The 22095-nt window shown below is 60.3% G+C and carries 17 protein-coding genes; 5 read left to right on the top strand and 12 right to left on the bottom strand.

What is annotated here, in order from left to right; genetic code table 11:
* Positions 1 to 85: 85 nt before the first annotated feature.
* From C4J94_RS11930 to C4J94_RS11905, 6 genes are all read right to left on the bottom strand, one after another.
* A complete protein-coding gene (locus tag C4J94_RS11930) occupies positions 86 to 2611 on the bottom strand; it encodes an acyl-CoA dehydrogenase (protein WP_124386342.1) in 2526 nt (841 codons plus the stop codon).
* Positions 2612 to 2887: 276 nt separating this feature from the next.
* Positions 2888 to 4333, bottom strand: coding sequence for an outer membrane protein transport protein (locus C4J94_RS11925; RefSeq protein WP_124386341.1), 1446 nt, complete (start codon positions 4331 to 4333; stop codon positions 2888 to 2890).
* A gap of 187 nt (positions 4334 to 4520) precedes the next feature.
* Positions 4521 to 5006, bottom strand: a complete 486-nt coding sequence (gene praB / locus C4J94_RS11920; protein WP_124386340.1) for an alkane oxidation protein activator PraB — start codon at positions 5004 to 5006, stop codon at positions 4521 to 4523.
* 123 nt (positions 5007 to 5129) lie between these two features.
* Entirely contained in the window at positions 5130 to 5624 is a 495-nt protein-coding gene (gene praA, locus C4J94_RS11915; RefSeq protein ID WP_124386339.1) for an alkane oxidation protein activator PraA, read from the bottom strand.
* A gap of 123 nt (positions 5625 to 5747) precedes the next feature.
* A complete protein-coding gene (locus C4J94_RS11910; protein ID WP_124386338.1) occupies positions 5748 to 7028 on the bottom strand; it encodes an alkane 1-monooxygenase in 1281 nt (426 codons plus the stop codon).
* A 300-nt stretch (positions 7029 to 7328) separates the two neighbouring features.
* Positions 7329 to 8327 (bottom strand): alpha/beta fold hydrolase, encoded by a 999-nt coding sequence (locus C4J94_RS11905; protein ID WP_124386337.1) that lies wholly within the window; start codon positions 8325 to 8327, stop codon positions 7329 to 7331.
* Between the two features lie 267 nt (positions 8328 to 8594).
* On the opposite strand from C4J94_RS11905, the gene C4J94_RS11900 reads away from it, so the two are divergent.
* The 3 genes from C4J94_RS11900 to C4J94_RS11890 are packed head-to-tail and all read left to right on the top strand — an operon-like array spanning position 8595 to position 11878.
* On the top strand, positions 8595 to 10133 hold the full coding sequence (locus C4J94_RS11900; protein WP_124386336.1) for an NAD(P)/FAD-dependent oxidoreductase: 1539 nt from the start codon (positions 8595 to 8597) through the stop codon (positions 10131 to 10133).
* Positions 10130 to 11020: an SDR family oxidoreductase gene (locus C4J94_RS11895; protein ID WP_124386335.1), complete on the top strand. Its 891-nt coding sequence runs from the start codon at positions 10130 to 10132 to the stop codon at positions 11018 to 11020. The genes C4J94_RS11900 and C4J94_RS11895 overlap by 4 nt, the downstream gene beginning before the upstream one ends.
* 15 nt (positions 11021 to 11035) lie before the next feature.
* Positions 11036 to 11878 (top strand): metal-dependent hydrolase, encoded by an 843-nt coding sequence (locus tag C4J94_RS11890; protein WP_124386334.1) that lies wholly within the window; start codon positions 11036 to 11038, stop codon positions 11876 to 11878.
* A gap of 64 nt (positions 11879 to 11942) precedes the next feature.
* Here the strand turns inward: C4J94_RS11890 and C4J94_RS11885 are convergent, their stop codons facing one another.
* Positions 11943 to 14012, bottom strand: a complete 2070-nt coding sequence (locus C4J94_RS11885) for a PTS sugar transporter subunit IIC/EAL domain-containing protein (RefSeq protein ID WP_124386333.1) — start codon at positions 14010 to 14012, stop codon at positions 11943 to 11945.
* A gap of 319 nt (positions 14013 to 14331) precedes the next feature.
* Here C4J94_RS11885 and C4J94_RS11880 point away from each other — a divergent pair, with 319 nt between their 5' ends.
* Together C4J94_RS11880 and C4J94_RS11875 are read left to right on the top strand one after the other, a co-directional pair.
* Positions 14332 to 14610 (top strand): hypothetical protein, encoded by a 279-nt coding sequence (locus C4J94_RS11880; RefSeq protein ID WP_124386332.1) that lies wholly within the window; start codon positions 14332 to 14334, stop codon positions 14608 to 14610.
* Between the two features lie 11 nt (positions 14611 to 14621).
* Positions 14622 to 14951, top strand: a complete 330-nt coding sequence (locus tag C4J94_RS11875; RefSeq protein ID WP_124386331.1) for a DUF6388 family protein — start codon at positions 14622 to 14624, stop codon at positions 14949 to 14951.
* Between the two features lie 8 nt (positions 14952 to 14959).
* On the opposite strand, the gene C4J94_RS11870 is transcribed toward C4J94_RS11875, so the two are convergent.
* From C4J94_RS11870 to tssK, 5 genes are read right to left on the bottom strand one after another with little or no spacing between them, the layout of a single operon-like run.
* Positions 14960 to 15802, bottom strand: a complete 843-nt coding sequence (locus C4J94_RS11870; protein WP_124386330.1) for a serine/threonine-protein kinase — start codon at positions 15800 to 15802, stop codon at positions 14960 to 14962.
* Positions 15799 to 16521, bottom strand: coding sequence for a PP2C family serine/threonine-protein phosphatase (locus C4J94_RS11865; RefSeq protein ID WP_124388963.1), 723 nt, complete (start codon positions 16519 to 16521; stop codon positions 15799 to 15801). The genes C4J94_RS11870 and C4J94_RS11865 overlap by 4 nt, the downstream gene beginning before the upstream one ends.
* A 5-nt stretch (positions 16522 to 16526) precedes the next feature.
* Positions 16527 to 19883: a type VI secretion system membrane subunit TssM gene (gene tssM / locus C4J94_RS11860; RefSeq protein ID WP_124386329.1), complete on the bottom strand. Its 3357-nt coding sequence runs from the start codon at positions 19881 to 19883 to the stop codon at positions 16527 to 16529.
* Positions 19884 to 19899: 16 nt separating this feature from the next.
* Positions 19900 to 20760 (bottom strand): type IVB secretion system protein IcmH/DotU, encoded by an 861-nt coding sequence (gene icmH / locus C4J94_RS11855; protein ID WP_124386328.1) that lies wholly within the window; start codon positions 20758 to 20760, stop codon positions 19900 to 19902.
* Positions 20761 to 20765: 5 nt separating this feature from the next.
* Positions 20766 to 22094 carry a type VI secretion system baseplate subunit TssK gene (gene tssK / locus C4J94_RS11850; RefSeq protein ID WP_124386327.1) on the bottom strand — a complete coding sequence of 443 codons (1329 nt, stop codon included), beginning with the start codon at positions 22092 to 22094 and terminating at the stop codon, positions 20766 to 20768.
* Position 22095: the final 1 nt, after the last annotated feature.

Here is a 22095-nt window from a genome sequence, read left to right as displayed (position 1 = left end):
GATGGCGGTCTATCAGGCACATCTGCTTGGGCTGACACACCGCTATCGGGGGCAGGCCCCCTCCCACACTGCCCCGTGTATCCCTTTAGTTCACCGAGGCGTTTTCGCTTTGGCTGTTGCGACGCTTCGGGGCGGGTTCCAACGCCTGCTTGCGCTGTTGCAGGGCCTCCAGCAAACCGAAGTCCTGGGGGAAATCGTCGACCTGAATGCCGTGATCGGCGTATTCCACATAGCGTGCAAGCAACGCGTCTTCGTCGTCGCTGATCAGGTCCAGCGCCCGTGCCTTGACGCGCCAGCCGGTAAAGGCCGCAGACGAGATCGGCATCGGCGCGAGCAGGCCTTGCTTGATGGCGGGCTTGAGCCGGGCCTCGATCAGCTCCACTTGGGGTAGCAAGCGAAAACCCAGTTCGCCATAGGCCAGCTTGTCGATTTCCGGGCGGGGGATGTAGGAATTGGCCAGCAGACGGTCGCGGGTTTCGCCGGGGGTTTGCACCACGTCGGCAACCTGCGCCAACAGACGATCCGACGGTTTGCGCAAAGGAATGCCGAATGGAAAACTCAAGGTGCGCAGCACCGCTGCCGCAGCTTTGGACGGGTAATTGTCGAGCACCTCGGCCAGTGCTTCATGGGCGCGCAGCAAGGCATCCTGGGCCGCCCAATGCACCAGCGGCAAATCGGCCTGGGGTCGGCCATCGTCCTCAAAGCGCTTGAGCACGCAGGAGAGGATGTACAACTGCGACAGCACATCACCCAGGCGCCCGGTGATACTTTCCTTGCGCTTGAGCGTCCCTCCCAGCACGCCCATGGACACGTCCGAGACCAACGCCAGCACCACCGACAGACGATTGGCCTGGCGGTAGTAGGACGCCAGCGCCGGGTCGGTCTTGGCCGGGGCAGCCAGCAGTCGGCCACCGGTCAGCGCATGCACCGCCGCGCGCACGGTATTGGCCAGCACGAAACTCACATGGCCGAACATCGCGCTGTCGAACGCCTCCAGGGCCTTGCGCCGATCCGGGTTGCGCGCCGCTTCCATTTCGCGGAACACATAGGGATGGCAGCGGATCAGGCCCTGGCCGTAGATGATCAGGCAGCGGGTCATGATGTTCGCGCCCTCCACCGTGATCGCGATGGGGCTTTGCTGATAGGCACGGGCCAGGAAATTGTTGGGCCCCATGCAGATGCCCTTGCCGGCGACAATGTCCATCCCATCGTTGACGATCATGCGCGCACGCTCGGTGACGTGGTACTTGGCGATGGCGGAGATGACCGAAGGTTTCTCGCCGGCATCCAGGGACGCCACCGACACCTTGCGCACCGCATCACAGGCATACAGATGCCCGGCCATGCGCGCCAACGGCGCCTGCACGCCTTCGAACTTGCCGATGGGCAGGCCGAACTGTTTACGCATCGCGGCGTAGGCCGTGGTGCCACGTACCGCCACCTTGCCCAGGCCGACGTTGGCCGACGGCAGCGAAATCGCCCGGCCCGCCGCCAGGCATTCCATCAGCATGCGCCAGCCGTTGCCGACTTGTTCGCGGCCGCCGATCACCCACTCCAGCGGAATGAACACATCCTTGCCGGTGGTGGGGCCGTTCTGGAATACCGCGTTCAGCGGCCAATGACGACGGCCGCTGTTCACCCCCGGATGGGCGGTGGGAATCAGCGCGCACGTAATACCCAGTGAGCCCGCAACGCCGAGCAAACCGTCCGGGTCTTCGGCACGAAACGCCAGGCCCAGCACCGTGGCAATCGGGCCGAGGGTGATGTAGCGCTTGTCCCAGGTCACCCTGAAGCCCAGCACCTCCTCGCCTTCATGCAGGCCCTTGCACACAATGCCTACGTCGGGGATGGCCCCGGCATCGGAGCCGGCGTACGGGCTGGTCAGTGCAAAGCACGGGATATCCTCACCCCGCGCCAGACGCGGCAGGTAGTAATCGCGCTGGGCGTCAGTGCCGTAATGCAGCAACAGTTCGGCCGGGCCCAGGGAGTTGGGCACCATCACCGAAATGGCCGCCGCCGAGCAGCGCGTCGACAGCTTCATCACCACCTGGGAGTGTGCGTAGTGGGAGAAGCCCTTGCCGCCGTACTGCTTGGGAATGATCATGCCGAGAAAGCCGGCGTCCTTGGTGTACTGCCAGCCCTCGGGGGACATGTCTTGCCATACTTGAGTGGTTTCCCAGTCATTGGCGATGTCGCACAGGGTTTCGACTTCATTGTCGAGAAAGGCCTGCTCTTCGGCGCTCAGGCTGGCCGGTGCGGCTCGCAGCAGGCGCTGCCAGTTGGGCGTGCCGCTGAACAGCTCGGCGTCCCACCACACGGTGCCGGACTCGATGGCCGCCCGCTCGGTGTCGGACATCGCCGGCATGATCGTCCGAAACAGCCCCAGGGCCTTGCTAGTCAACAGCGCACGGCGCAGGGGCTTGATCGCCAGCAGCAAGGCCGGTAGCACCACCACCACCGCCGCGACGCTGACGCCGAATGCACCGACTACGTTGAGCAGATAACCAGCCGCCAGCCATACCAGACCAACGCCCAGCCACGCTGTGGCAACGGCTTGTCGATACGCCAGGACTATCGCTGCGGCGAAACCCACCAATAACCAGATAACCATGGGATACCTCTACTTGATTCGTGACACCCGCGTGGGTCGCTCGGATTGAGCGACGGCGTAGAGCCACACTACAAACTCGGAAAGACAAATTCAAATTTTGTTTTGAAATTTTTATTTAATGCTTGGGCCAAAAATTTCTGGCCTGAACGAGTCAGCCCAATTGCAGCCGTCGCGTGGCTCCGATCAGGTTCTGCAGATTGTTCTGTAACAGCGCATCAGTGGGCACCGGGTATCAAGATGCGCTAAATACCCGGCTTACCACGCACAGGCGCGTTACTAGAACTTATAGGTCGCCGACAAGCTCACGACGTCGCCTGAGGACTCAGCCTTACCGTCCAGTTGAGCGGCGCCGAGCCGATCGACGTTCTTGGTTTTCAGATTGACCTTTTCGACGAACTGGTGCGAGTACGCGGCATCCACTGACAGGCCTGGCACTGCCTTGATGTCGTAACCGGCACCAAACGCCAGGAAATAACGATCGCCGTCAGGGATCCGCGGGTCACGGGTGGAGTTCCGGGTAGGCGTCTGGTCATAAGCCACCCCCGCACGCAGGGTGAGCTCGTCGGTGGCTTTGTAGTCGCCGCCGATCGAGGTCATCCACGCGTTTCTGTAGTTGTAGGGGATGGCAACAATGGTCGAGCCCTGAGACTTGAGTGTGAGGTCCTTGAACGAGGACCACTCCGTCCACTGGGCACTCACACCCAGCGTCCAGCGGTCATTGAACTGATGGACCCAGTCAATCGCGGCAGTCGCCGGGATATCCAGCTGCGCACTGGCATGCGCGCCATCCGGGAACAGCTTGAGGCCAGGATAGGCCATTTCAACCAGCGTCTCTCCGTTCGGACCAATCGGGTTGGTCATTGTGTTACGGCCGATGGCGTCGGTATAAACGTCGTACTTGCCGGTCATTTTGTTTTTGATCTTGGCGTGATAATTCAAGCCCAGCGTGTCTTGCTGCGTCGGTTTCCACACAACGCCACCAAACCAGCCCACCGAGATGTTGTCGACTTTAACGCGTATCAAGGAATGCCCGACACCGGTCGGAAAACCGGTGCCGCCAAGCCCGGGAGAGACATCTGCGGCAGCCAACACATCAACGTTCTGGCTGACGTTTCCCTGGCTGCGCTGAACGATGGCGCCCCCACCGACCGAAAATTGATCATTGACCTTGAACGACAGGGAGCCTGTGAGGCCAATGGTCTCGATTTTGGTGTCGACGGCGAAGTCGCGCAGCTTTGAGTTTTCGTTCCACGTACTTTTCATGCCTTGAGGTACGACCTGGCTCAGGCCAAAAGCGAAGCGGTCGCCGATGGGCATGACCATGAAGCCGGTGGGTAGCCATGCGGTGAAACCGCCCTGGCCGCCATTATTGGTATTGAGGGTCGGATCACCCAGGTTGCCCTGGTCATCGAGCACTGGCGTATTGGTCACCGGGTTGCCGTTATGGTCATACGCCTGGCCGGAGTATTTGATCTTGATCCGGGCGTAATCGACGGTCTGCTGCACAATGGTTGAATCGATGAACGCCATGGCCGCCGGGTTGTTGTACGCGGCGCTGGGATCATTCTTGAACAAAGAACCGCCACCGAATGCACGCCCCCAACCGGGAGCGCCATACGTGGGCGTGGAGAACCCGCCCGCCTCCACAGGTCCCGCAGTGACCAGGCCTCCCAGCAGGGCCAGCCCCAGTAACGTGTAAGCGTGTTGTTTCTTATTATTCATGCGGTACTCCCTATTATTATGTGCGCCCGGCCCCTGCCGGTGGGTCGTGTAGCCATGGAACGTTGTTCAAAAGCGCCTGTACTGGAACGGTGTATGACAATCAGGGATGGGTGATAAGCGACCTTGACCGGCGCCTCCCGTGGCGCCGGCGTTCAACGGGTGATCAGCCCTTTACGGAGTCACGCGCTTACGGGTTTACCGTCAGCGTCGGGGCCACAACGTTGAGCGAAACCACGGTGCAGTTTCCGCTCAGCGACTGATTGGCGGCCGAAAGGGTTTTGGTCCCTGCAGCCCAAGTGACGGCGATCGGGGTTGGTCCGCAGTTGGTGGCTGGAATCGAGCTGATCTTGTAGCCGACATTGGTCACGGTGCCGGTGGTGCCCGTCGAAGCAGTCAGTACCCAAGGCAGGTTAGTCAGCGTTGGCAAGGCGCACAGACCGCCGCCGGTCAGCGTCGCGCCGTTGATCGAGGCCACGCCACCGCTAACGTTGCCGGTAAAAGTGATGCCGCAGGTCACTGCCGCGCCAAAAGACGAAGGCGACTTCACCACGATGGTGCCGGCGTTGGTCGAGAACGGACCGTCCGGAGAGACGGAAGCCGCACTGGCCATCGAAGCGACGCCGAAGCACATTGCAAACGAGGTTGCACAAACGAGGGTTTTCAAGCTTTTCATTGTTTTTCCTCACATATTAAGGCGATTTATTTCGCCAGGGGTAATGGCCACGAACGAGAGGTCACGGTGAAACTGCAGAACTTCCCTTTCCAGCCAAACTTGAATGCATTTATCGCTCTTGCATTATTCAACAACTTTAAAGTTGGGCGGCATCTTGATCGACACCGTCTTTATCCTACAGTCATCGCCAATCGGTACATCCATGGCTTCTAACTTTCCGGTTGCGTTGTCCCAAGTACCTTCCGCCGTTGAAGGGCCACACTTACCGCCCAGGCCGAAGGCATGCACATCCACACTGATCTTCGACATCGAGCCGCTTTTGGTATCCTTGGCGATCAATACCCAGGGCAAGTTGATGGCTTCTACCCGGCTGCATTTAAGCCCGCCGTCGAATTCAACCTTGTCGACATTCGCCGATGCCCCATCCGCCGCCACCTTGCCGGCCACCTTGATGGTGCAGTCGGCACTGATCAGCTTGCCTTTGGAAAAGCTGATGGGGCCCTGGGCGGTAAAGGTGCTTCCGGCAGGTTCAATACGCGCCGCCTGAGCCTGCTGATAGACCATCAAGCCCAATGCGATCAAAACGATGTGGGTGGTAACCTTGGCAGTTAATTGCATGCGTACGCCCTTCCCTTGAAATTATTGTTGTTCGGGTAACAACTTTATTGCAACTAAACTAGCAAACTTCGGATGACGAAATCTCGCTCGAACTACAATCGATAAGATGCTTTTTATTTCAAATTAAAACGTTTTAGCGTTGCCGCTGTATTTCTGCAGATACTTCAAGCGCTGTGACGGCTGGAGATTAGCCAGGGTTATATCACCGGCATAATGATTCAACACACGGTGATCCATACGTCGCCGCCACAAGTACGGAACATACGCCCATACAATCATACTTGCGTAACCATAGGGAAGTTGTGGCGACTCATCGAAATGGCGCAGCGACTGATAACTACGCGTGGGATTGGCGTGGTGATCGGAATGCCGTTGCAATTGAAACAGGAAGATATTGGTCACAATTCGATTACTGTTCCAGGAGTGCCGTGGCGAACACCGTTCATAACGGCCGTTGGGCAGTTTCTGGCGCTTGAGGCCGTAATGCTCAACGTAGTTCACCACTTCCAGCAACGAGAAACCGTAGATGCCCTGGATGATCAGGAACGGGATCACGGCCACACCCAGCCAGGCAATCATCGCGCCCCACAGCAGTACGCTGTACATCCAGGCGCTGAGCACGGCGTTCTTCCAGTGCCAGGCCGGCAGGCCAAGTTTGCGCAGGCGTTCGCGTTCCAGGTTCCAGGCCGAGCGCGCGCTGAACCATACCGAACGCGGCAGGAACGCCCAGAAGCTCTCACCCAGGCGTGAGCTGGCAGGATCTTCCGGTGTGGCCACACGCACGTGATGGCCACGATTGTGTTCCGTGTAGAAGTGCCCGTAGAACGTTGGCGCCAGGGTGACTTTGGCCAGGAACACTTCCAGTGGCTTGGGTTTGTGTCCCAGCTCATGGGCGGTGTTGATCGCGATGCCAGTAGCGGCCCCCGTGGACATCGCCATGCCCAGATAGGTAAACACACTGACTTCGCCGTGCAACTCGGTGCGCGCGGTGATGAAAGCAGCGGCTCTTGCCGTCCAGCTCGAAGGATCGAACGAGGCGGTGGCATGCAATAGCCCGCCGCCGATGATCCAGTCGATGCCGCCGGCGGCCAACCAACCGGTGATCACTACAGAGGCGATCACAAACAGCACGCCGGTGTAGACGATCCAACGGTAGTAGCTTTGGGATTCAAGGTGGCTGACGGCGGATTCAGGCGGGTTGCTGACATCTTCACCCAACAGGCCGTCGATCAAGGGGATGAGGCCGAAAATGACCAGAACACCGACCCACCACAGTTGCTGAACACCGGTGCCGATAGCCAGGGCGCCGCAGAGCAGCGGGGTTGCCAGGGGCATGATGCCCAGCCACCACAGGTGACGCTTGCCGTCGGCCCAGACGCTTGGAGCTGCCAGGGTCTGGTTCATGGCAACCTCCGAACGCATGCGAAGGCAGCCAAGTGGGTTGCGCAGCGCTGAGTGCTGCGAGAAATCAACCATGCGATAAAAGGCGTTTTTTTCATTATTTTATTCGCTCTTAGGCATTTCAAAAACTGTTTCAAATTAGAAATTGAAATAATTTTTTTAAATAAATAGCGCGGAATCGTTAGGTCGTCAACTAGTTTATCCACGCCTTTTTTCGGTGACCGGACAGTCTCTTTTCAAGACGTTTGGTCAGGTGTCTAGGGCAGGCGTTGGCGTGCTGGAACCGCGTATCGAACGGCATGTTTATTTGCTCGCCATGGCAAACGACGGCTGCAACACCGTGGTGCTTTGCGCAGGTCGGACCCGTTTGGCGATCTGCTCAACCAACGCCGCCACTCGTTCCGGCGCGGTGATGGGCAACATGTGCCCACGATCTTCCACCACCTGCAGCTTCAGCCCGGGAACCTTGCTGGCCAGGCCCTGACCGTGTTTCTGAAAGTCGAGCACGCTATCGCGCGCGCCGTAGATGAGGCCGATTGGCAGTGTCAGTTGCGGGTAGCGCTTGAGCATATCCGGCAAGTGATCATTGACCCGGTTGATCTCGGTAGACGCTGCGTAGAAATTGTCGGGACGCATGCCCAGCAAGCCACCGCCGCGAGTGGCAAAGTCTGGCGGGGCGGCGTCGGGGGCGAACACACCCTTGACCACCGAGCCTTGCGTCAACAGGCCGACGGGCACCGTCAAGGTGCGCGACATCCAGCGTCGCAGCCAGGCGGGGCGTACCGCCAATGACAGGAAGACCAGCGGCAGCATGCGCTGGGGATGGGTCAAGGGCGCCACCAGGATCAAGCCCGATGCCGCATGGGGATGGTCGAGGGCCAATGCCAGCGCAATCGCACCGCCCAGGGAATGCCCAAGCACCAGCGGCTTATCCAGATCGAGGGTCTTGATAAAAGCGGCAATCTGGCGCGCCTGGGCTGGCAGGTCTGCCGCCGTGCCACTCTGACGGCTGGAATAGCCCGACCCCGGGCGATCCACGCTGATGACGCGAAAATGCTCACGTAACTGGCCGGACAAGGCGTAGGTCAGGTTTCGACTGCTGCCCATCAGCCCGTGAATCATCACCAGCGCAGGGCCCTGGCCTTCTTCTACATAATGAAAGCGCTCGCCATCCACCTCGACGAAGCGCCCATTGATCGGAACGGCGGTTTCAATCCGCCGCGTCATCCAGGCGCTGAAAGCCCATAACACAGCGCTCGCGCCTATCACCACACCCGCAGCGACAATCCACTCGACAGCCATAGCTCGGTCCTCTGCTTCCCTGCTGCTGGCGACCTGATCGGGATTGATCAAGGCCTCAACCTTCGTCCGTACCTTGGACCCCAGCTCCATGCTCGTCTGTCGGACAAGTCGCATAGATCGAACAAGGTCCTAGCGTAGGCGAAATTTTCAGGTAGATTATTTAAAATCTTTTTTAAAATAATTAATTCAATTTTCCTTTGCAATGGTGTTCTATCTAAAACACAAAACAAAAACAGGAGCGCATCCGATGCCCACCAAGGACAGCCTATGAACGCCCACAGCGACACCATCGATATCGCCATCATCGGCTCAGGCTTCGCCGGCCTGTGCATGGCGATCAAACTCAAGCAGGCAGGGTTTACCGATTTCTTCGTTGCCGAGCAGGCCGATACGCTCGGCGGTACGTGGCGGGACAACCACTACCCTGGCTGTGCCTGTGACGTGCAGTCCCATGTCTATTCCTTTTCCTTCGCACCCAACCCCGACTGGACCCGCCAATTCGCGCCACAAGCGGAGATCCGCGCTTACCTCGAGCAATGCGCAAAGCGTTTCGAGCTGGCGCCGTACCTGCGTTTCGGCATGGGCCTGCAACGGGCGGTGTTCGATGATCAGCAGCAGCGCTGGCGGCTGGCGTTCAGCGACGGCCGCGAGGTCAGTGCGCGAGTATTGGTGTCGGGCATGGGCGGCTTGTCGCGCCCGGCACTGCCGGATATCCCAGGGTTGGAGAGTTTCAAGGGCAAGCGTTTCCACTCGCAGCAGTGGGACCATGGCTACAGTCTGAAGGGCAAGCGCGTAGCGGTGATCGGCACCGGCGCCAGTGCCATTCAGTTCGTGCCGCAGATTGCGCCGCAGGTGGCGCATCTGGATCTGTTCCAGCGCACGCCGCCCTGGATCATGCCCAAGCCTGACCGGCCGATCTCACGGGTCGAGCGCTGGCTGTTCAAGCATCTTCCGTTTACCCAAAGGCTGGTGCGCGGCGCTTTTTATTGGGCGCTGGAAGGCCGCGTGGTGGGCTTTGCGCTGCACCCACGCCTGATGAAGATGGTGCAGAAAATCGCCCTTCGCCATTTGCACAAACAGGTGGCCCGCCCTTCCCTGCGCAAGGTCCTGACCCCGGACTACACCATCGGCTGCAAGCGCGTGCTGATCTCCAACGACTACTACCCCGCGCTGTCACGCAGTAATGTCGAAGTAGTGACCGACGCCGTGCTGCGCATCGAAGCCGATGGCGTGATCACCAGCGACGGCATCAAGCACCCCGCCGACTGTTTGATCTTCGGCACCGGGTTCCAGGCCGCCGATCCCCTGCCCCGTGATTGCATCATCGGGCGCAACGGCGTCGACCTGATGGACACCTGGCACGACGGCGCCCATGCCTACAAAGGCACGACGGTGCCCGGCTATCCCAACCTGTTCCTGATCGTCGGGCCCAACACCGGCCTGGGGCACAACTCGATGATCCTGATGATCGAGGCCCAGGTCACTTACATCCTTGATGCGTTGCAACAGATGCAGCACCAGCGCATCGCCACGGTGGAGGTCAAACCCGCCGCGGAGCAGGCCTACAACGCGCAACTGCAAGGCAAGCTCAAGCGCACCATCTGGAACACCGGCGGTTGCCAGAGCTGGTACCTCGACCCGCGCACCGGCAAGAACACCACACTGTGGCCCGGCTCGACGTGGCGCTTCAAGCAGATCACCCGGCATTTTGCACTCAGGGACTATGAGGTCAGCCGGGCGCCGGTTGCGTCCATGCCGCGTTCGATGCCGACCCCTCACTCCGCTACAGAAGGCAGCCTGTCATGAAGTCATTCAACGGCCGCGTCGCGGCGATCACGGGAGCGGCCTCCGGCATGGGCCGCGCACTGGCCCTGGCGCTGGCACGAGAAGGTTGCCACCTGGCCCTGGCCGACAAGAACAGCCAGGGGTTGGAGCAAACACGGGACCTGATCGGCACGTCGACCCTGTCGCCGGTGACCGTTACCACTCAGGTACTGGATGTCGCCGACCGCCAAGCCATGCTCGACTGGGCGGCGCGTTGCGCGGCCGAGCATGGCCAGGTCAACCTGGTCTTCAATAATGCCGGAGTGGCGCTGTCGAGCACCGTGGAAGGCGTGGACTATGCCGACCTGGAGTGGATCGTCGGCATCAACTTCTGGGGGGTAGTGCATGGTACCAAGGCGTTCCTGCCTTACCTGAAGGCCAGTGGCGACGGGCATATCGTCAACACCTCCAGCGTGTTCGGCCTGTTCGCCCAGCCTGGCATGAGTGGCTACAACGCCAGCAAGTTCGCGGTGCGTGGCTTTACCGAAGCACTGCGCCAGGAGCTGGACCTGCAACGCTGCGGCGTCTCCGCCACCTGCGTGCATCCCGGTGGGATTCGTACCGATATCTGCCGCAGCAGCCGTATCGACGCAAACATGACCGGCTTCCTTATCCATAGCGAACAGCAAGCGCGCGCCGATTTCGAAAAACTGTTTATCACCGATGCCGATCAGGCCGCCAAGGTGATCCTGCAAGGCGTGCGCAAAAACAAACGCCGCGTGCTGATCGGCCGCGATGCGTATTTCCTCGACCTGCTCGCCCGTTGCCTGCCGGCGGCCTATCAAGCGCTGGTGGTGTTTGCCAGCAAGCGCATGGCCCCCAAACCGCGCACGCCCGTGTTTGAAACCAACGACGAGCCTCGCCTCTGAACAGGAGCACACACCATGTTGCCGATTCGCCGCGATATCCGCTTCGCCCTGCCCGCCGAGCGCATTACCAACTGGCATGAACAAGGCCCGTTCATCACGCACTTTTTCAATGCCCTGTCGCTGCTGTTTCCCCAGGGCGAGCTGTTCTTCATGGACAGCGTGCGCCACTACCGTTCGTGCATCGACGATCCCACTCTCAAGAAGGAGATCCAGGGTTTTATCGGTCAGGAGGCGATGCACAGCCGAGAACATGTGGCGTACAACAACCTGCTGCAAGCAGCGGGCCTGCCGGCGCACAGCCTCGACCGTCGCTTGAAGTTCTTTCTCGACCTGCAAAAGAAACACCTGCCGCCCTCCTTCAACCTCGCGGTGACCATCGCCCTTGAACATTACACCGCAATGCTCGCGGAAATCCTGCTGAGCGACCCCTCGCGTTTTGGCGACTCGCTCAAGGGTTATCGGCAGATGTGGTACTGGCACGCCCTTGAAGAAACCGAACATAAAGCAGTGGCCTTCGATGTGTGGAACACCGTGATCAAGCCTGGGCCCAGGCGCTACTTGCTGCGCACCGGCACCATGCTGTTTACCACGCTGCTGTTCTGGCTGGTGGTGTTCGACTTCCACGTACGCCTGTTGATTGCCGACCGCAAGTCCGGTGGGTATCTCAAAGGCTTCTGGCGCATGCTCAAGTTTCTGTATGGGCCCAGGGGGGTCTTTCCACGCATGCTGCGGCCGTGGCTGGATTATTTCAAACCGAGCTTTCATCCCTGGGAACATGACAATCGGGCACGGTTGAACGCCATAGACGGACTGGTTGAGGAAATTGAGCGGACCAATCGCAGCTACGAGGCGGTCTAGCAAGCTGGCTTGATGAAGTTGAACGGGGTCGACTGCCAGACCGGTCGGCCCCAGGGCTGCCAGATCACGCCAGCGCCGCGCGCTTGCGCACAAACTGCGGCATCTCATCCCCCGGCAGCGCCTTGCTGAAATACCAGCCCTGAATGAACAGCTCAGCCCCCGTATTCAAAAACGCCAGTTGCTCAGCGGTTTCCACCCCTTCCACCACCACGCCCAGTTTCAATGCCTCACAGAAACGCAGCATGCCCGTCAGCACCTGGGCGCCTTTGGGATCCTGTTGGGCAACCACAAAGCTGCGATCGATCTTGATGAAGTCGACCGGAAACTGATGCAGATAACTCAACGCCGAAAACCCGGTGCCAAAGTCATCGATATACACCTTCGCCCCCATTGCCTGCAGTTTCTGGATGGTCTGGCGGGTTGCCTGGATATCGCTGACCAGCGCATCTTCGGTGATTTCCACCGACACCCAACCCCGGGCCTGGGCGAGAATCTCCACCAGGCGGTCACCATAAGCCGCGTCCTTGAGCGTGACGCTGGAGACATTGATGGTCATGGGCAACTCAAAACCGGCCTTCTTCCACTTGTGATACTGGCGTACGGCCTGGGACGCTACCCACACGTCCACATCCGGCATCAACCGTGCCTGTGCCAACCACTGCAGGAACTCCCAGGGCGAGTGCACCGTGCCCTGGCTGTCCCTGGCGCGCATCAAGGCTTCGCAGCCGGTGCACAGGCCAGTGCGGGTGGAGACTTGAGGCTGAAACTCAAGATAGAACTCGTAGTCGCTGATCTGCTGGATCCGGCTCAACTCAGTGGCTTGCCGGGCCAAGGTGCGATGCGAAGCCAGAACCGGGTCGAACTCCAGTAACCGGCCTTTTTCCTCAAGGCCGCGAAAGGTCATGTCCAGCGACTTGAGGTACACCGTGCCGCCTTCGCTGGACTGGCGATGGATCGCCCGTACGTAGGGCGCATACACCAGTGTCCCCAAGACCATCAGCATAACTTGCAGCACCACCGCCGCCACGTCACCCTGGGTGCTGAGGTAAGCATTGAGCAACACCGGCGCGGTAAACGGTACGCTGGCCACTGCCGGTGACACCCAACCCAACTGCACCGCCGCCAATGCCACCGTCATGTTCAACGCCGGCACCAACAGAAACGGTATGAACAACCGCGGGTTGAGGATGATTGGCAAACCGAACAACAGTACTTCGCTGACGTTGAATAACGACAGCGGCAAGCTGGCCATCGCCAGCAATCGCATAGACGAGCTTTTGGAAAACAGCAGGATCGCCAGAAGCAGGCACAACGCGCCGCCCGACCCACCGATAAACGCGAAGCTGCCCAACAGGCCACTGTTGAGCAGGTACTGGACCGACTCTCCCGCCGCCAGCGCCGCGCCATTGAGCACCACGGCCTGGTCCAGCACATCGAACAGCGGTTGCATGGCGTACACGCCGTGAACCCCAAAAAACCACAACAGCGAGTTCATCAAGGTCACGAACAAACCGCTGCCATAAGGCGTCTGCAACACATTGAGTACCTGCGGTCCCTGCAGTTGCGCCACGTAGGGGATCTGCAACAGCAGCGACAACACCATCACCAGCACCAGCGCGGTGATCGCGCCGGGCACTACCATGTTGATCGTGCCCTTGAGGTTGTGCCCGACCAAGTCTTCGTGGACCAGGCGTGTCCAACGCCAACGGTGCAGCCAGGCAATGGCGGGCACGTTGATCAGCGGCGATGCAATGGCGATGAACAGCAGGAAGGTGGCCGAAGCCCGGGGATAGTCGCGCAACAGATACGTGGCCACCACGACATGGGCAAGGCACAGAAAAGCGATCGGCAACTGCGGCAAGCGGTGCTGGATAGCCAGCATATAACCAATGGAAGCAGCGACCAGCAGCGGAATCACCGAGCTGATGCGGTCATGCAGGCCCGCCAGGAAGCTCACTGTCTCTGGGTTGAAACCCAGCACCTTGGCGCATTCAGACAGGATCAGAAAACCGGCAGACACCAACAGGCAGGGCAGGATCCACAGCAATCCCTCCCGAATCGCACGCAACGACTCGATACTGGCTAGCGCCGCCAGGCGCTGGGTAAGGAAAAGTTTGAACAGCCTTTGCGCCATGAGCCGCCCTCTGCCCGTATCCATGGCGTCTGGAGATCAGCGCCCGAGTACGCGTCAACGCTACACGCCCTGATACGGGGAGCGAAAGCTTTTCGCCATGTCCACGGGCGTTTTCGGTAAAAACCCTTGGGCTCGATACAAATTCCTTGGTGAAAAATCGAACTTTCCTACGTGATCCGCCCCCTAAACACGTCTGAGTCGGTATTATCCGCGGCGTTACCGCGTGTTAAAGGATGTTACAACCTGGATAACACCGTGTGTCCACTCAGGGAACATTGCCTGGACAACCCCAGGCACAAAGGAGAGAGAGAGTCTTACCATGCACGATAAGCGGTCCAGCACCATGCGTCCCTTGTTTGTCACCATCCTGTTGTGGCTGTGCAGCGTAGCGCTGCTATTTGTAATCAAGAATGTCATCGAGCTTTACACCGGGCCTGTCGCGGAGACCTGGATAGACCTGACGCTGGTGCTCGTCGCCTACCTGATGTTCTTTTTACTGGCGCCTTTGCAACGCTGGATCCAGCGCAGGTCTCGCAAGCGCGCTCGGCGTCATCTGGGCCGCCACGCCCCCGACGTCGACTCCCACCCCTCTCATTGAGGCGCTAGCCGTTGTCAGCACCTGGCGATAACTATCAACGTGCACTGGACCGGTTCCTGGGCGAACACCCGGACGTGGCCGATGAGCTGAATAACCTCAACCCGTTGGCCGCCCAAGCCAGGGGGGAAACCGTGGCGCAGTACCGTACCGAGCGCCTGTATGAAGCGTTCGAGGCCCAGGCCGAGCGCCAAGGCCTGTTCGCCTGGGAGCTGACCCTCAAGCTGACTGCCGAGTCCAGCGAAGCCTTCGAAGCCCAGCGCCTTGAGGTGCATAAGGAAGTCGCACAGATGGCCGGCATGAGTTGGGCTGACTATTGCCAACTGCATGACTTGACTGGCTGACACTCTGGCTAGCGGTACCAGCGAGGCCGCTGGCAACCGATGGCCTCGCGCAACTCGGCAACCGTCAGGGCCCGGCGTTGTGGGTCCTGCGCCAAGGCGGCGTGCAGCGCAGGCCAGCACCGTCGGGGCAACTGCCTGGGCCGGGACAGTCTGTGGCCCGGCTGGCGTTCCCCCAGGCGATTGCCTTGGGCCAGCTCATACAGGACGCACGCTACGCCATAGAGGTCAGCGGCGGGCGTCAGCGCACCACCTGCCAGTAATTCAGGCGCCGCGTAGGCGCGAGTCCAGGCATTCAACCGGTCGCGACTCACACTCGCCAAGTCCTTCGTAGTCTGCGCAACTGACCGACCTAGGCCGAAATCGAATAGGCGCACGCCCTCTGCACCCACCATGACATTGGTCGGTTTGATATCGCCATGCAGAACGTTGTGTCGATGGGTATAAACCAACGCATCCAGCAACTGCAGGGCAATTGGCTGCAGTTCTGCCCAAGGCAACCCAGCGGGGCACTCCACAAGCAGCCGGTCCAGCGTCATGCCGTGTAGCAGCTCCATGGTAAAAAAGGCAGTCTGGCTGCCCGCATCCACCTCAAACGAATACATCCTCACCACGTGCTCATGCCGCAGGCGACGCGACAATGCAAACTCGCTGTACAGCAACACATGAGCATCGGGGCATGCTGATAAAGACTCGTCCAACAGCTTTAGCGCCACACCGGGGCAAGGCTCGCCGAACTGCTCATGTAACAGGTCGCGCGCACGGTACACCACGCCCATTCCGCCGCGGCCCAATACATGCTCAAGGTGGTAACGCCCGGCGAGCAAAACCGGAAGGGTTGATGCTACGCTCATGACTGCACCACGACGGCGGTCAGATCATCGCGCGTCGGGGCTTGCAGCGCGCTGGCAAACAATCGTTCCACGACATGCTGCGGCCCGCCTGCACTCAACGCCAGGCCCAGTTCGACATGGCTGAGTGCCTGATAGAGACCATCGCTGCATAACAAAAATACGTCGCCAGGGCGGGTACTGAGTTCCAGCACCTCAAGTCGCAAGGGCGAGTGTGCGCCAACGGCTCTCGTCAAGGCTCTGGCATCGGGATAGGCCCGCGCTTGCGTGGCACTCAGCTGACCCTCGTCCATTAGGCGCTGCAACAGCGAGTGATCTTTCGACAACTGGTACAAGCTCTGTTCGCGCCACAAATAACAGCGGCTATCCCCCGCCCACACACACGCCGCACGCCCGTTCTCCAACAATAGCGCGACCACCGTGCTGCCCATCACAGCATCATCGACGGCTCCAGGCCCTCGACGTGCATTCGCCAGCCGATGGTTGACATTCTGCAAGCCCTGCCGAACCGCTTCGACTCGCTGATCAAGGCTTCCCTGCGCCGACAGCGACGCGAGGCTGCTGATCACCCACTGGCTGGCGACATCGCCGTGCCGGTGACCGCCCATGCCGTCCGCCACAGCCCAACACCCTCGCTGCGGGCAATCGAGCAAGGCATCCTCATTGCGCAACCGTGACTGCCCGCGTTGGGTACGCCCGGCACTGCGCCATGTGGGGAGCATCAGGTTCACAGTTGCTCCGGCAGACGGAAGGTGCGCCACGTGTCCATTTCAAATGGGCTGGGTGTGCGTTGGCTGGTCAGCAGGTAATTGGCGCGCAACCCGGCCAGGTCGGCCTTGACGATTTGCGCGTTGCGGTCACTCGCAGGCTCTCGATGCAGCAAATCGAAAAACCGAAACAATGACCAGGCGCCAGTGTTCTTCTCGATACCCAGGGGACGCAGTTCGACGCCCCTCTCCAGTACGAGGCTGGTGCGACCGTTGTCTGCTTCAATGGGCCACTGGAACGTCATGGGTATGACCGGGCCGTGCCGGTATTCCAACTGCTTTTCACCCAAGCGCAAGGTCGCCCGGTTCACCGCCTGATCCAGACTGTAGGGCGCCAAAGTAAAGCCCACGGTCAACTCCGCCTGGTCTTCGCCGAAAAAGCCGCGTCGGATAACCTGGGCTTTCGTCAATTGATCCAGCAGCGAGCGTGAGATGGGCAAACTATGTCCGTCCACCCCACGTAACCGGTAGCGAGTACCCTCTGCGCTGACAAAAGCGCGCAGATACCCCTCGTAAAAACGCGCCAAGACGCCTTGGGGTTTAAAGAACTCACGAAAATCGTCAAGGGCCACATCACTCGTTGCATGGGCATTGAACGGATAGCGCTGACGAATCGCCCTCGCGTAAAGCCCTTGCACCTCGCTCTGATAGCGTAGATTCACATGAACATAGGCCTGGTCCAATAAATGGCGCCACGTCTGCTCGGCAATCCCTTCAAACCAAGCGGCCAGCGGAAGCGGCAAACGGGAGGCCGTTTCACGCAGGCTGCCCAACACGTCCTGCTGGCCGTCCATCCGCCGCTTCGCCCGCAAGAAAGCCGCCTGCTCCGGCGAACCCTCGCGGTTGAGCGCCGCCAATTGCAGATGCAATTGGTCAAGCAGGTGCAGCCCCTGGGTCAGCTCAGCGCTTGGGTTCTGCAGCTCATCCAGCAATTGGTGCAAGGGTTCGAAACGCCGCTGCAAGGCCCGGCGAGCCGAGTCGCCCGAGGCCGTTTGCCCCTGCGCCACCGCAGTCTTGGCGATCACGCCCAACGCGCCTGTCGGCTCGATCCCCGCGGCAGGCAACTCAAGGGCCGGCAGTAAACGGGTATTCTCACGGAGCTGCTGCAGCAGCAAAATGACTGGCGATTGGGCCGACGTCAACCCGGCAAGCCGTTCGGCGTCCTCGCGCAGGTTATCGGTTTGCAGCAGCCTGACGCGACCGAGGGCGTCGCTCCAGGCCTCGGCGTATTCGCTGAAGTAGCGCTGTTGCAGTTCGGTCATCAAGCGCTGCAGATCCTGACCGCTCAAGTCAGTGCCTTCCCCTAGAACCCAGTTATCCTGGGCGATGGTATTCACCAGCCGTGGGCCTTGCGCTTGGAAGTACTGCACATAACGTTTGGTGTAGAAACCCGGCACAGAGGGATCGATGGCGGCGAAAGCCTTGCCCTCGGCCAGGCGCAACGGCGCCAGATCGCGCGATTGTTCGCGCAGTACCCGGTACACCACATCGGCCAGTGATTCGCCGCGCAGTGCAGCACGCGCCTGAGCCACCAGCTCGTCATTGAGGGAGGCTGCAAACGGCTGCTCGAGCAGTCGCGCCCAATGTTCATTCAGGCGTCTCTGTACCGACATATCACCGGAAAACCGCAGCGACCAGTAGCTCGCCATATGCTGCGCCAGCCACGTGGTATCACGGCGCTCCCGCAGATTGAGCATCAGGTAGGCCCGCAAGCTGTCGAGGAGGCGCTCCCGATCGCCGAGGCTGGCGCGCACCTGGTCTTCCAGCAGGGTAACCGTGCGACCCAGCAGTTGCTGCTGCAACGCCTGTTCATAGGCGCGGGCCACCCAAGGGCGGCTGACCTCGCCCTGATACAGGCCGGCTCGCTCGATCAGCGGGGTGTCGTCTGGTGCGGGAAACACCTGGGTCGCGGCCCAGCGAGCGTCCAGCAGCGCCAGAAGTGTCAAGGTTTCATCGCTGGCCTGCATCACGGGTGCGCTGAGTGCAGCGATGTGCGCCAAACGTTGCTGGTTGACCGTATAACTGTGCATCCACAGCCCGCAGGCAGACGCCAGAACCAGCGCAGCGGCCATCCCCAGCAACCCATTGCGCTGCCGGATGCGCTGTTGCTCGCGGGTCTGCAAAGCTGCCAAATCCGCCTCGGCAAAGATCACCCGACTGAACAGCCCCGGCACGAAATGGCTGCGCCTGTCGCTGGCACAGGTCAGGTAGAACCCACGCAAACCGTTGATGCGCTGGCAGCGATGGGTGGAAAACGCCCACTCGATGAACAGGCACAAACGCTCGCCTATGCGCGCCATATGCTGGGGAAAATCAAGCATCTGGCCCCGGCGCTCGACATCACGTTCCTGGTGCAGTCGTTCAATCAATTCACTGTGCAAGCGTTGCAGTAACTGTTCGAACACCTGGCGAACCTGGGTGATGTCATTGCCCGCCGCATCAGCATCCAGAGGCTGCCCCAGCACCGTATCGGCATCGTCCCCTGACGGTGAGTCGAAGTACTCGATGAACCCCGGCAGTCGGTCAGCCTGGGTTAACACCAGATACAGGGGCACATCCACATGCAGCACCTGCGTAATGTCCTGCAAGCGCGAACGGACATGGCGCGCCAGTTGTTCCAGGTCGTGCTCGTTACCGCTCAAGAGCCTGTCCAGCGACACCGTCACCACCACGCCATTGAGCGGACGGACGCGATGCCGCCGCCTCAGCCTGGTCAACAAGGTGGTCCAGCCGGCGGCATCCACCGAACGGTCGGGTTGAATCAGATAGCGCCCTGGCGTATCGATGAGTACACCGTCCTCGGCGAAGTACCAGTCACACTGCGCGCCGCCGCGCTCGGGCCGCGTGTCAGCCTGGTCGAGCGGTGACTGCAAGCCAGCGGCGGCCAAGAGTTGGGTCTTGCCACTGCCCGGTTCACCGATCAACAGGTACCAGGGCAACTCATGGCGCCAGCGCGCGTTGCGCTCCCCGTAGCGGGGCGACGTCTTCAACCGCTGCAGGGCGTCATTGAAACGACCACGAACGTGCTTCTGTTCGTCCTCCACCGCGCTCTCTGGCGGGTGAGCCGTGGGCGGAACGGACCTTTCGAGCCCAGCGGCACGGCGCCCACCCACCAGGACCATTGCCAATCCCCACAGCAGAAACAAAGCGCAAAGGGTGGCCAGGCGGGCAGTCGCGCTTTGCCAGAACCGGTGGTCGTCCACGGCCAACAGCGGCCCGACATACCACACCAGTGCCGTGCAGCAAAACACCAGCACCAGGCTCCAAACCCAAACTCTGCCCAGCACGGCACCCACGCCCTTGAAGAATGCGTTCATTCATTGCTCCCTGCGTTTACACGGGCGTCTGGGTAAGATCCGACGCCGAAAATGAAAGGTGTTGCAGAGCGCTCGCCCTTTCGCGTTCCAACATCCAGGCAAACCCTGCGTACATCGCGAGCAAACAACACACAGTGAAGGCAACAACCCAGCGGGCAGGAATGATGCGTATGCGCCTGCGTCGCGCACGCCCCTGCCCGGCCGGCAGAACAGACACCGACGGCGCGTTGCCACGCACGTGCCTGATCTGTCGATACAGGCCATCGCGAACGGCCTCGAGTTGCAAGCCTCCCCGCGCCATCACCCGATATTTACCTTCGAACCCCAGGGACAGGCACAGATACAGCAGCTCCAGCATCGCCAAGTGTTTTAGCGGGTCACGCGCCAGGCGTTCCAGCAGCTGGAATACCTTCTCGCCGCCGAACGTCTCGTGGTGAAAGCGGCTTAACAGGCTCATCTTCGGCCAGTCGCTTCGAGCCCCCCACGCCGTGGTCACCACAGCTTCGTCGATCACGCTGCACAATACGTAGCGCGCCGACATGACTTGGGTGTTTTCAATGCCTGCCTGCAAGGCACGGGTTTCGAATTGGGTCACCGCCGATGACAATCGGTCGTTGATCGCGATGAGGTTTTCCCGGCCGGAGCAGCCCTTGAGCTGGACCACTTCCGACAATATCCCCCAAGCCGCAACCATCAGGGGATTGAGCGCTGTCGTAAAGCTGTGTGCGCCCAACGCTTGGCTCGCGTAGATCATCCGGTCTTGCAACTGCTCATAGCGCGGCGGCGATGGAAACTCCGTGAGCGGCCCCTGTACGGGTCCATGACCGTCGCGGTCGAGCAGGACGGTTTTCTCATCCTGCGAATATTCACTGTCCATAGCATTCAATTCCTGATGGCCCAGAAGGTAAGCTCAAGCCCGGAGAATTCACCCCCTACATGGAAGGCGAACCCACCCGACTGTTCCAATTGCGCGATATCGCGGGCGCTCATATCCAGCATGAAATAGGTCTTGGCGGCATGAAACGGGATCTGGCGCGGCGCCACAGGCAGTGGTTTGACCTTGATACCCGCCAAGTGCAGATTGACCAACTCGCGTATGCGCTCCACGGGGCCGACTTTCAAATGCGCCGGCAGGCGCTGGCGTAATTCTTCCGAATCACACTGCCCGGTGGCCGCCAGGATAAACGTCGCGCTACCCAGCAATTTCAGGTCGCTGACCGGACAAACCAATACACCGTACTGACGTGGTTGCAGGGTCAACTCGATGGAGTGTTGTTCCAGTACAACCGACAGCACGGCGCGGACAGCTTCCATCAGCCCACGAAAACTGGCCCCCTGGTTGGCGTGCCGGTACTGCACATCCAGCACTGCGCGCTTGCTGTCGCTGGCGAAGGTCGATAACTCACCGAGCAGCGCCAACAGTGCGCGGAACACCGCTTCAGGGCGAACCTGGGCCTGACTCAAGCAGTGCCGCAACTCCAACTCGGTACGATTGATCACTTGCAGCATCAGAAAATCGCCAACCTGCGTACCACCAGCAGTGCTCTCGCCGCGGATGCGCGTCGCGATGGCGTCGCCTCGCGACGCGAGCAAGCCGATCACCTCCTTGAGGCAAGACGCTACATAGCCGCGGTCCTGCATGAAAATGAACGTAGGCACGAACCCCGCATCCAGGCGCACGCCGCCCCCGTCGGTAGACTCCAGCACCTGAGCAATCTTGAGGCGGACAAAGCCCTGTTCCCGGTGCTGCTCACCCAACAGCAGGCGCACGTCAGGCCGGGCGCACTGAATGAGGCAACGAGAGTCGGTCCTGGCGTTGGAATCTCCGACCTCAACCTCACAGCTAAGGTAGCGCGCCAGCACGTCGTCCTGCTCCGGTTGGCGGGTTTCGGTCTGATTGCCTGTCGCCAGCAGCAGCCCCAGGTAAACTGCCTGTTCCCCTGAGTTGGCTGGCACCTGCAATACCAACGGTTCCATGGCGGTGCCGTGATCGAACAGGCTACCGTCCGGCAACACCCCACTGGCTTGAGTGACCACCAATTTACCGAGGTTGAGGTACTGCACATCGAGTTCCAGCGTGAGGAACCCCCAAGCGTCAGGGCTCAACAAACGCGTCTGGTTGAGCTGTTGCTGGTAATGACGGTCGTTGTGCTGCAGGTGCTGTGGCCGCAACAGCATGCCTTCCTGCCAAATGACTTTATGGGCGTGCATA

Source organism: Pseudomonas sp. R5-89-07, assembly GCF_003851685.1.
Lineage (GTDB): Bacteria > Pseudomonadota > Gammaproteobacteria > Pseudomonadales > Pseudomonadaceae > Aquipseudomonas.
Note: the sequence above shows the minus strand (reverse complement) of the source record. Positions and strands in the feature narration are given on the sequence as shown.

What these genes read in the sequence shown, in the direction of transcription:
- C4J94_RS11910 (WP_124386338.1), bottom strand. Translation starts at nt 7,028, where the DNA reads ATGAACCAGACCCTGGCAGCTCCAAGCGTCTGGGCCGACGGCAAGCGT.
- C4J94_RS11885 (WP_124386333.1), bottom strand. Translation starts at nt 14,012, where the DNA reads ATGGCGCAAAGGCTGTTCAAACTTTTCCTTACCCAGCGCCTGGCGGCG.
- praB (WP_124386340.1), bottom strand. Translation starts at nt 5,006, where the DNA reads ATGAAAAGCTTGAAAACCCTCGTTTGTGCAACCTCGTTTGCAATGTGC.
- tssM (WP_124386329.1), bottom strand. Translation starts at nt 19,883, where the DNA reads ATGAACGCATTCTTCAAGGGCGTGGGTGCCGTGCTGGGCAGAGTTTGG.
- C4J94_RS11865 (WP_124388963.1), bottom strand. Translation starts at nt 16,521, where the DNA reads ATGCTCCCCACATGGCGCAGTGCCGGGCGTACCCAACGCGGGCAGTCA.
- C4J94_RS11930 (WP_124386342.1), bottom strand. Translation starts at nt 2,611, where the DNA reads ATGGTTATCTGGTTATTGGTGGGTTTCGCCGCAGCGATAGTCCTGGCG.
- C4J94_RS11870 (WP_124386330.1), bottom strand. Translation starts at nt 15,802, where the DNA reads ATGAGCGTAGCATCAACCCTTCCGGTTTTGCTCGCCGGGCGTTACCAC.
- C4J94_RS11895 (WP_124386335.1), top strand. Translation starts at nt 10,130, where the DNA reads ATGAAGTCATTCAACGGCCGCGTCGCGGCGATCACGGGAGCGGCCTCC.
- C4J94_RS11900 (WP_124386336.1), top strand. Translation starts at nt 8,595, where the DNA reads ATGAACGCCCACAGCGACACCATCGATATCGCCATCATCGGCTCAGGC.
- C4J94_RS11880 (WP_124386332.1), top strand. Translation starts at nt 14,332, where the DNA reads ATGCACGATAAGCGGTCCAGCACCATGCGTCCCTTGTTTGTCACCATC.
- tssK (WP_124386327.1), bottom strand. Translation starts at nt 22,094, where the DNA reads ATGCACGCCCATAAAGTCATTTGGCAGGAAGGCATGCTGTTGCGGCCA.
- C4J94_RS11925 (WP_124386341.1), bottom strand. Translation starts at nt 4,333, where the DNA reads ATGAATAATAAGAAACAACACGCTTACACGTTACTGGGGCTGGCCCTG.
- C4J94_RS11890 (WP_124386334.1), top strand. Translation starts at nt 11,036, where the DNA reads ATGTTGCCGATTCGCCGCGATATCCGCTTCGCCCTGCCCGCCGAGCGC.
- praA (WP_124386339.1), bottom strand. Translation starts at nt 5,624, where the DNA reads ATGCAATTAACTGCCAAGGTTACCACCCACATCGTTTTGATCGCATTG.
- icmH (WP_124386328.1), bottom strand. Translation starts at nt 20,760, where the DNA reads ATGGACAGTGAATATTCGCAGGATGAGAAAACCGTCCTGCTCGACCGC.
- C4J94_RS11905 (WP_124386337.1), bottom strand. Translation starts at nt 8,327, where the DNA reads ATGGCTGTCGAGTGGATTGTCGCTGCGGGTGTGGTGATAGGCGCGAGC.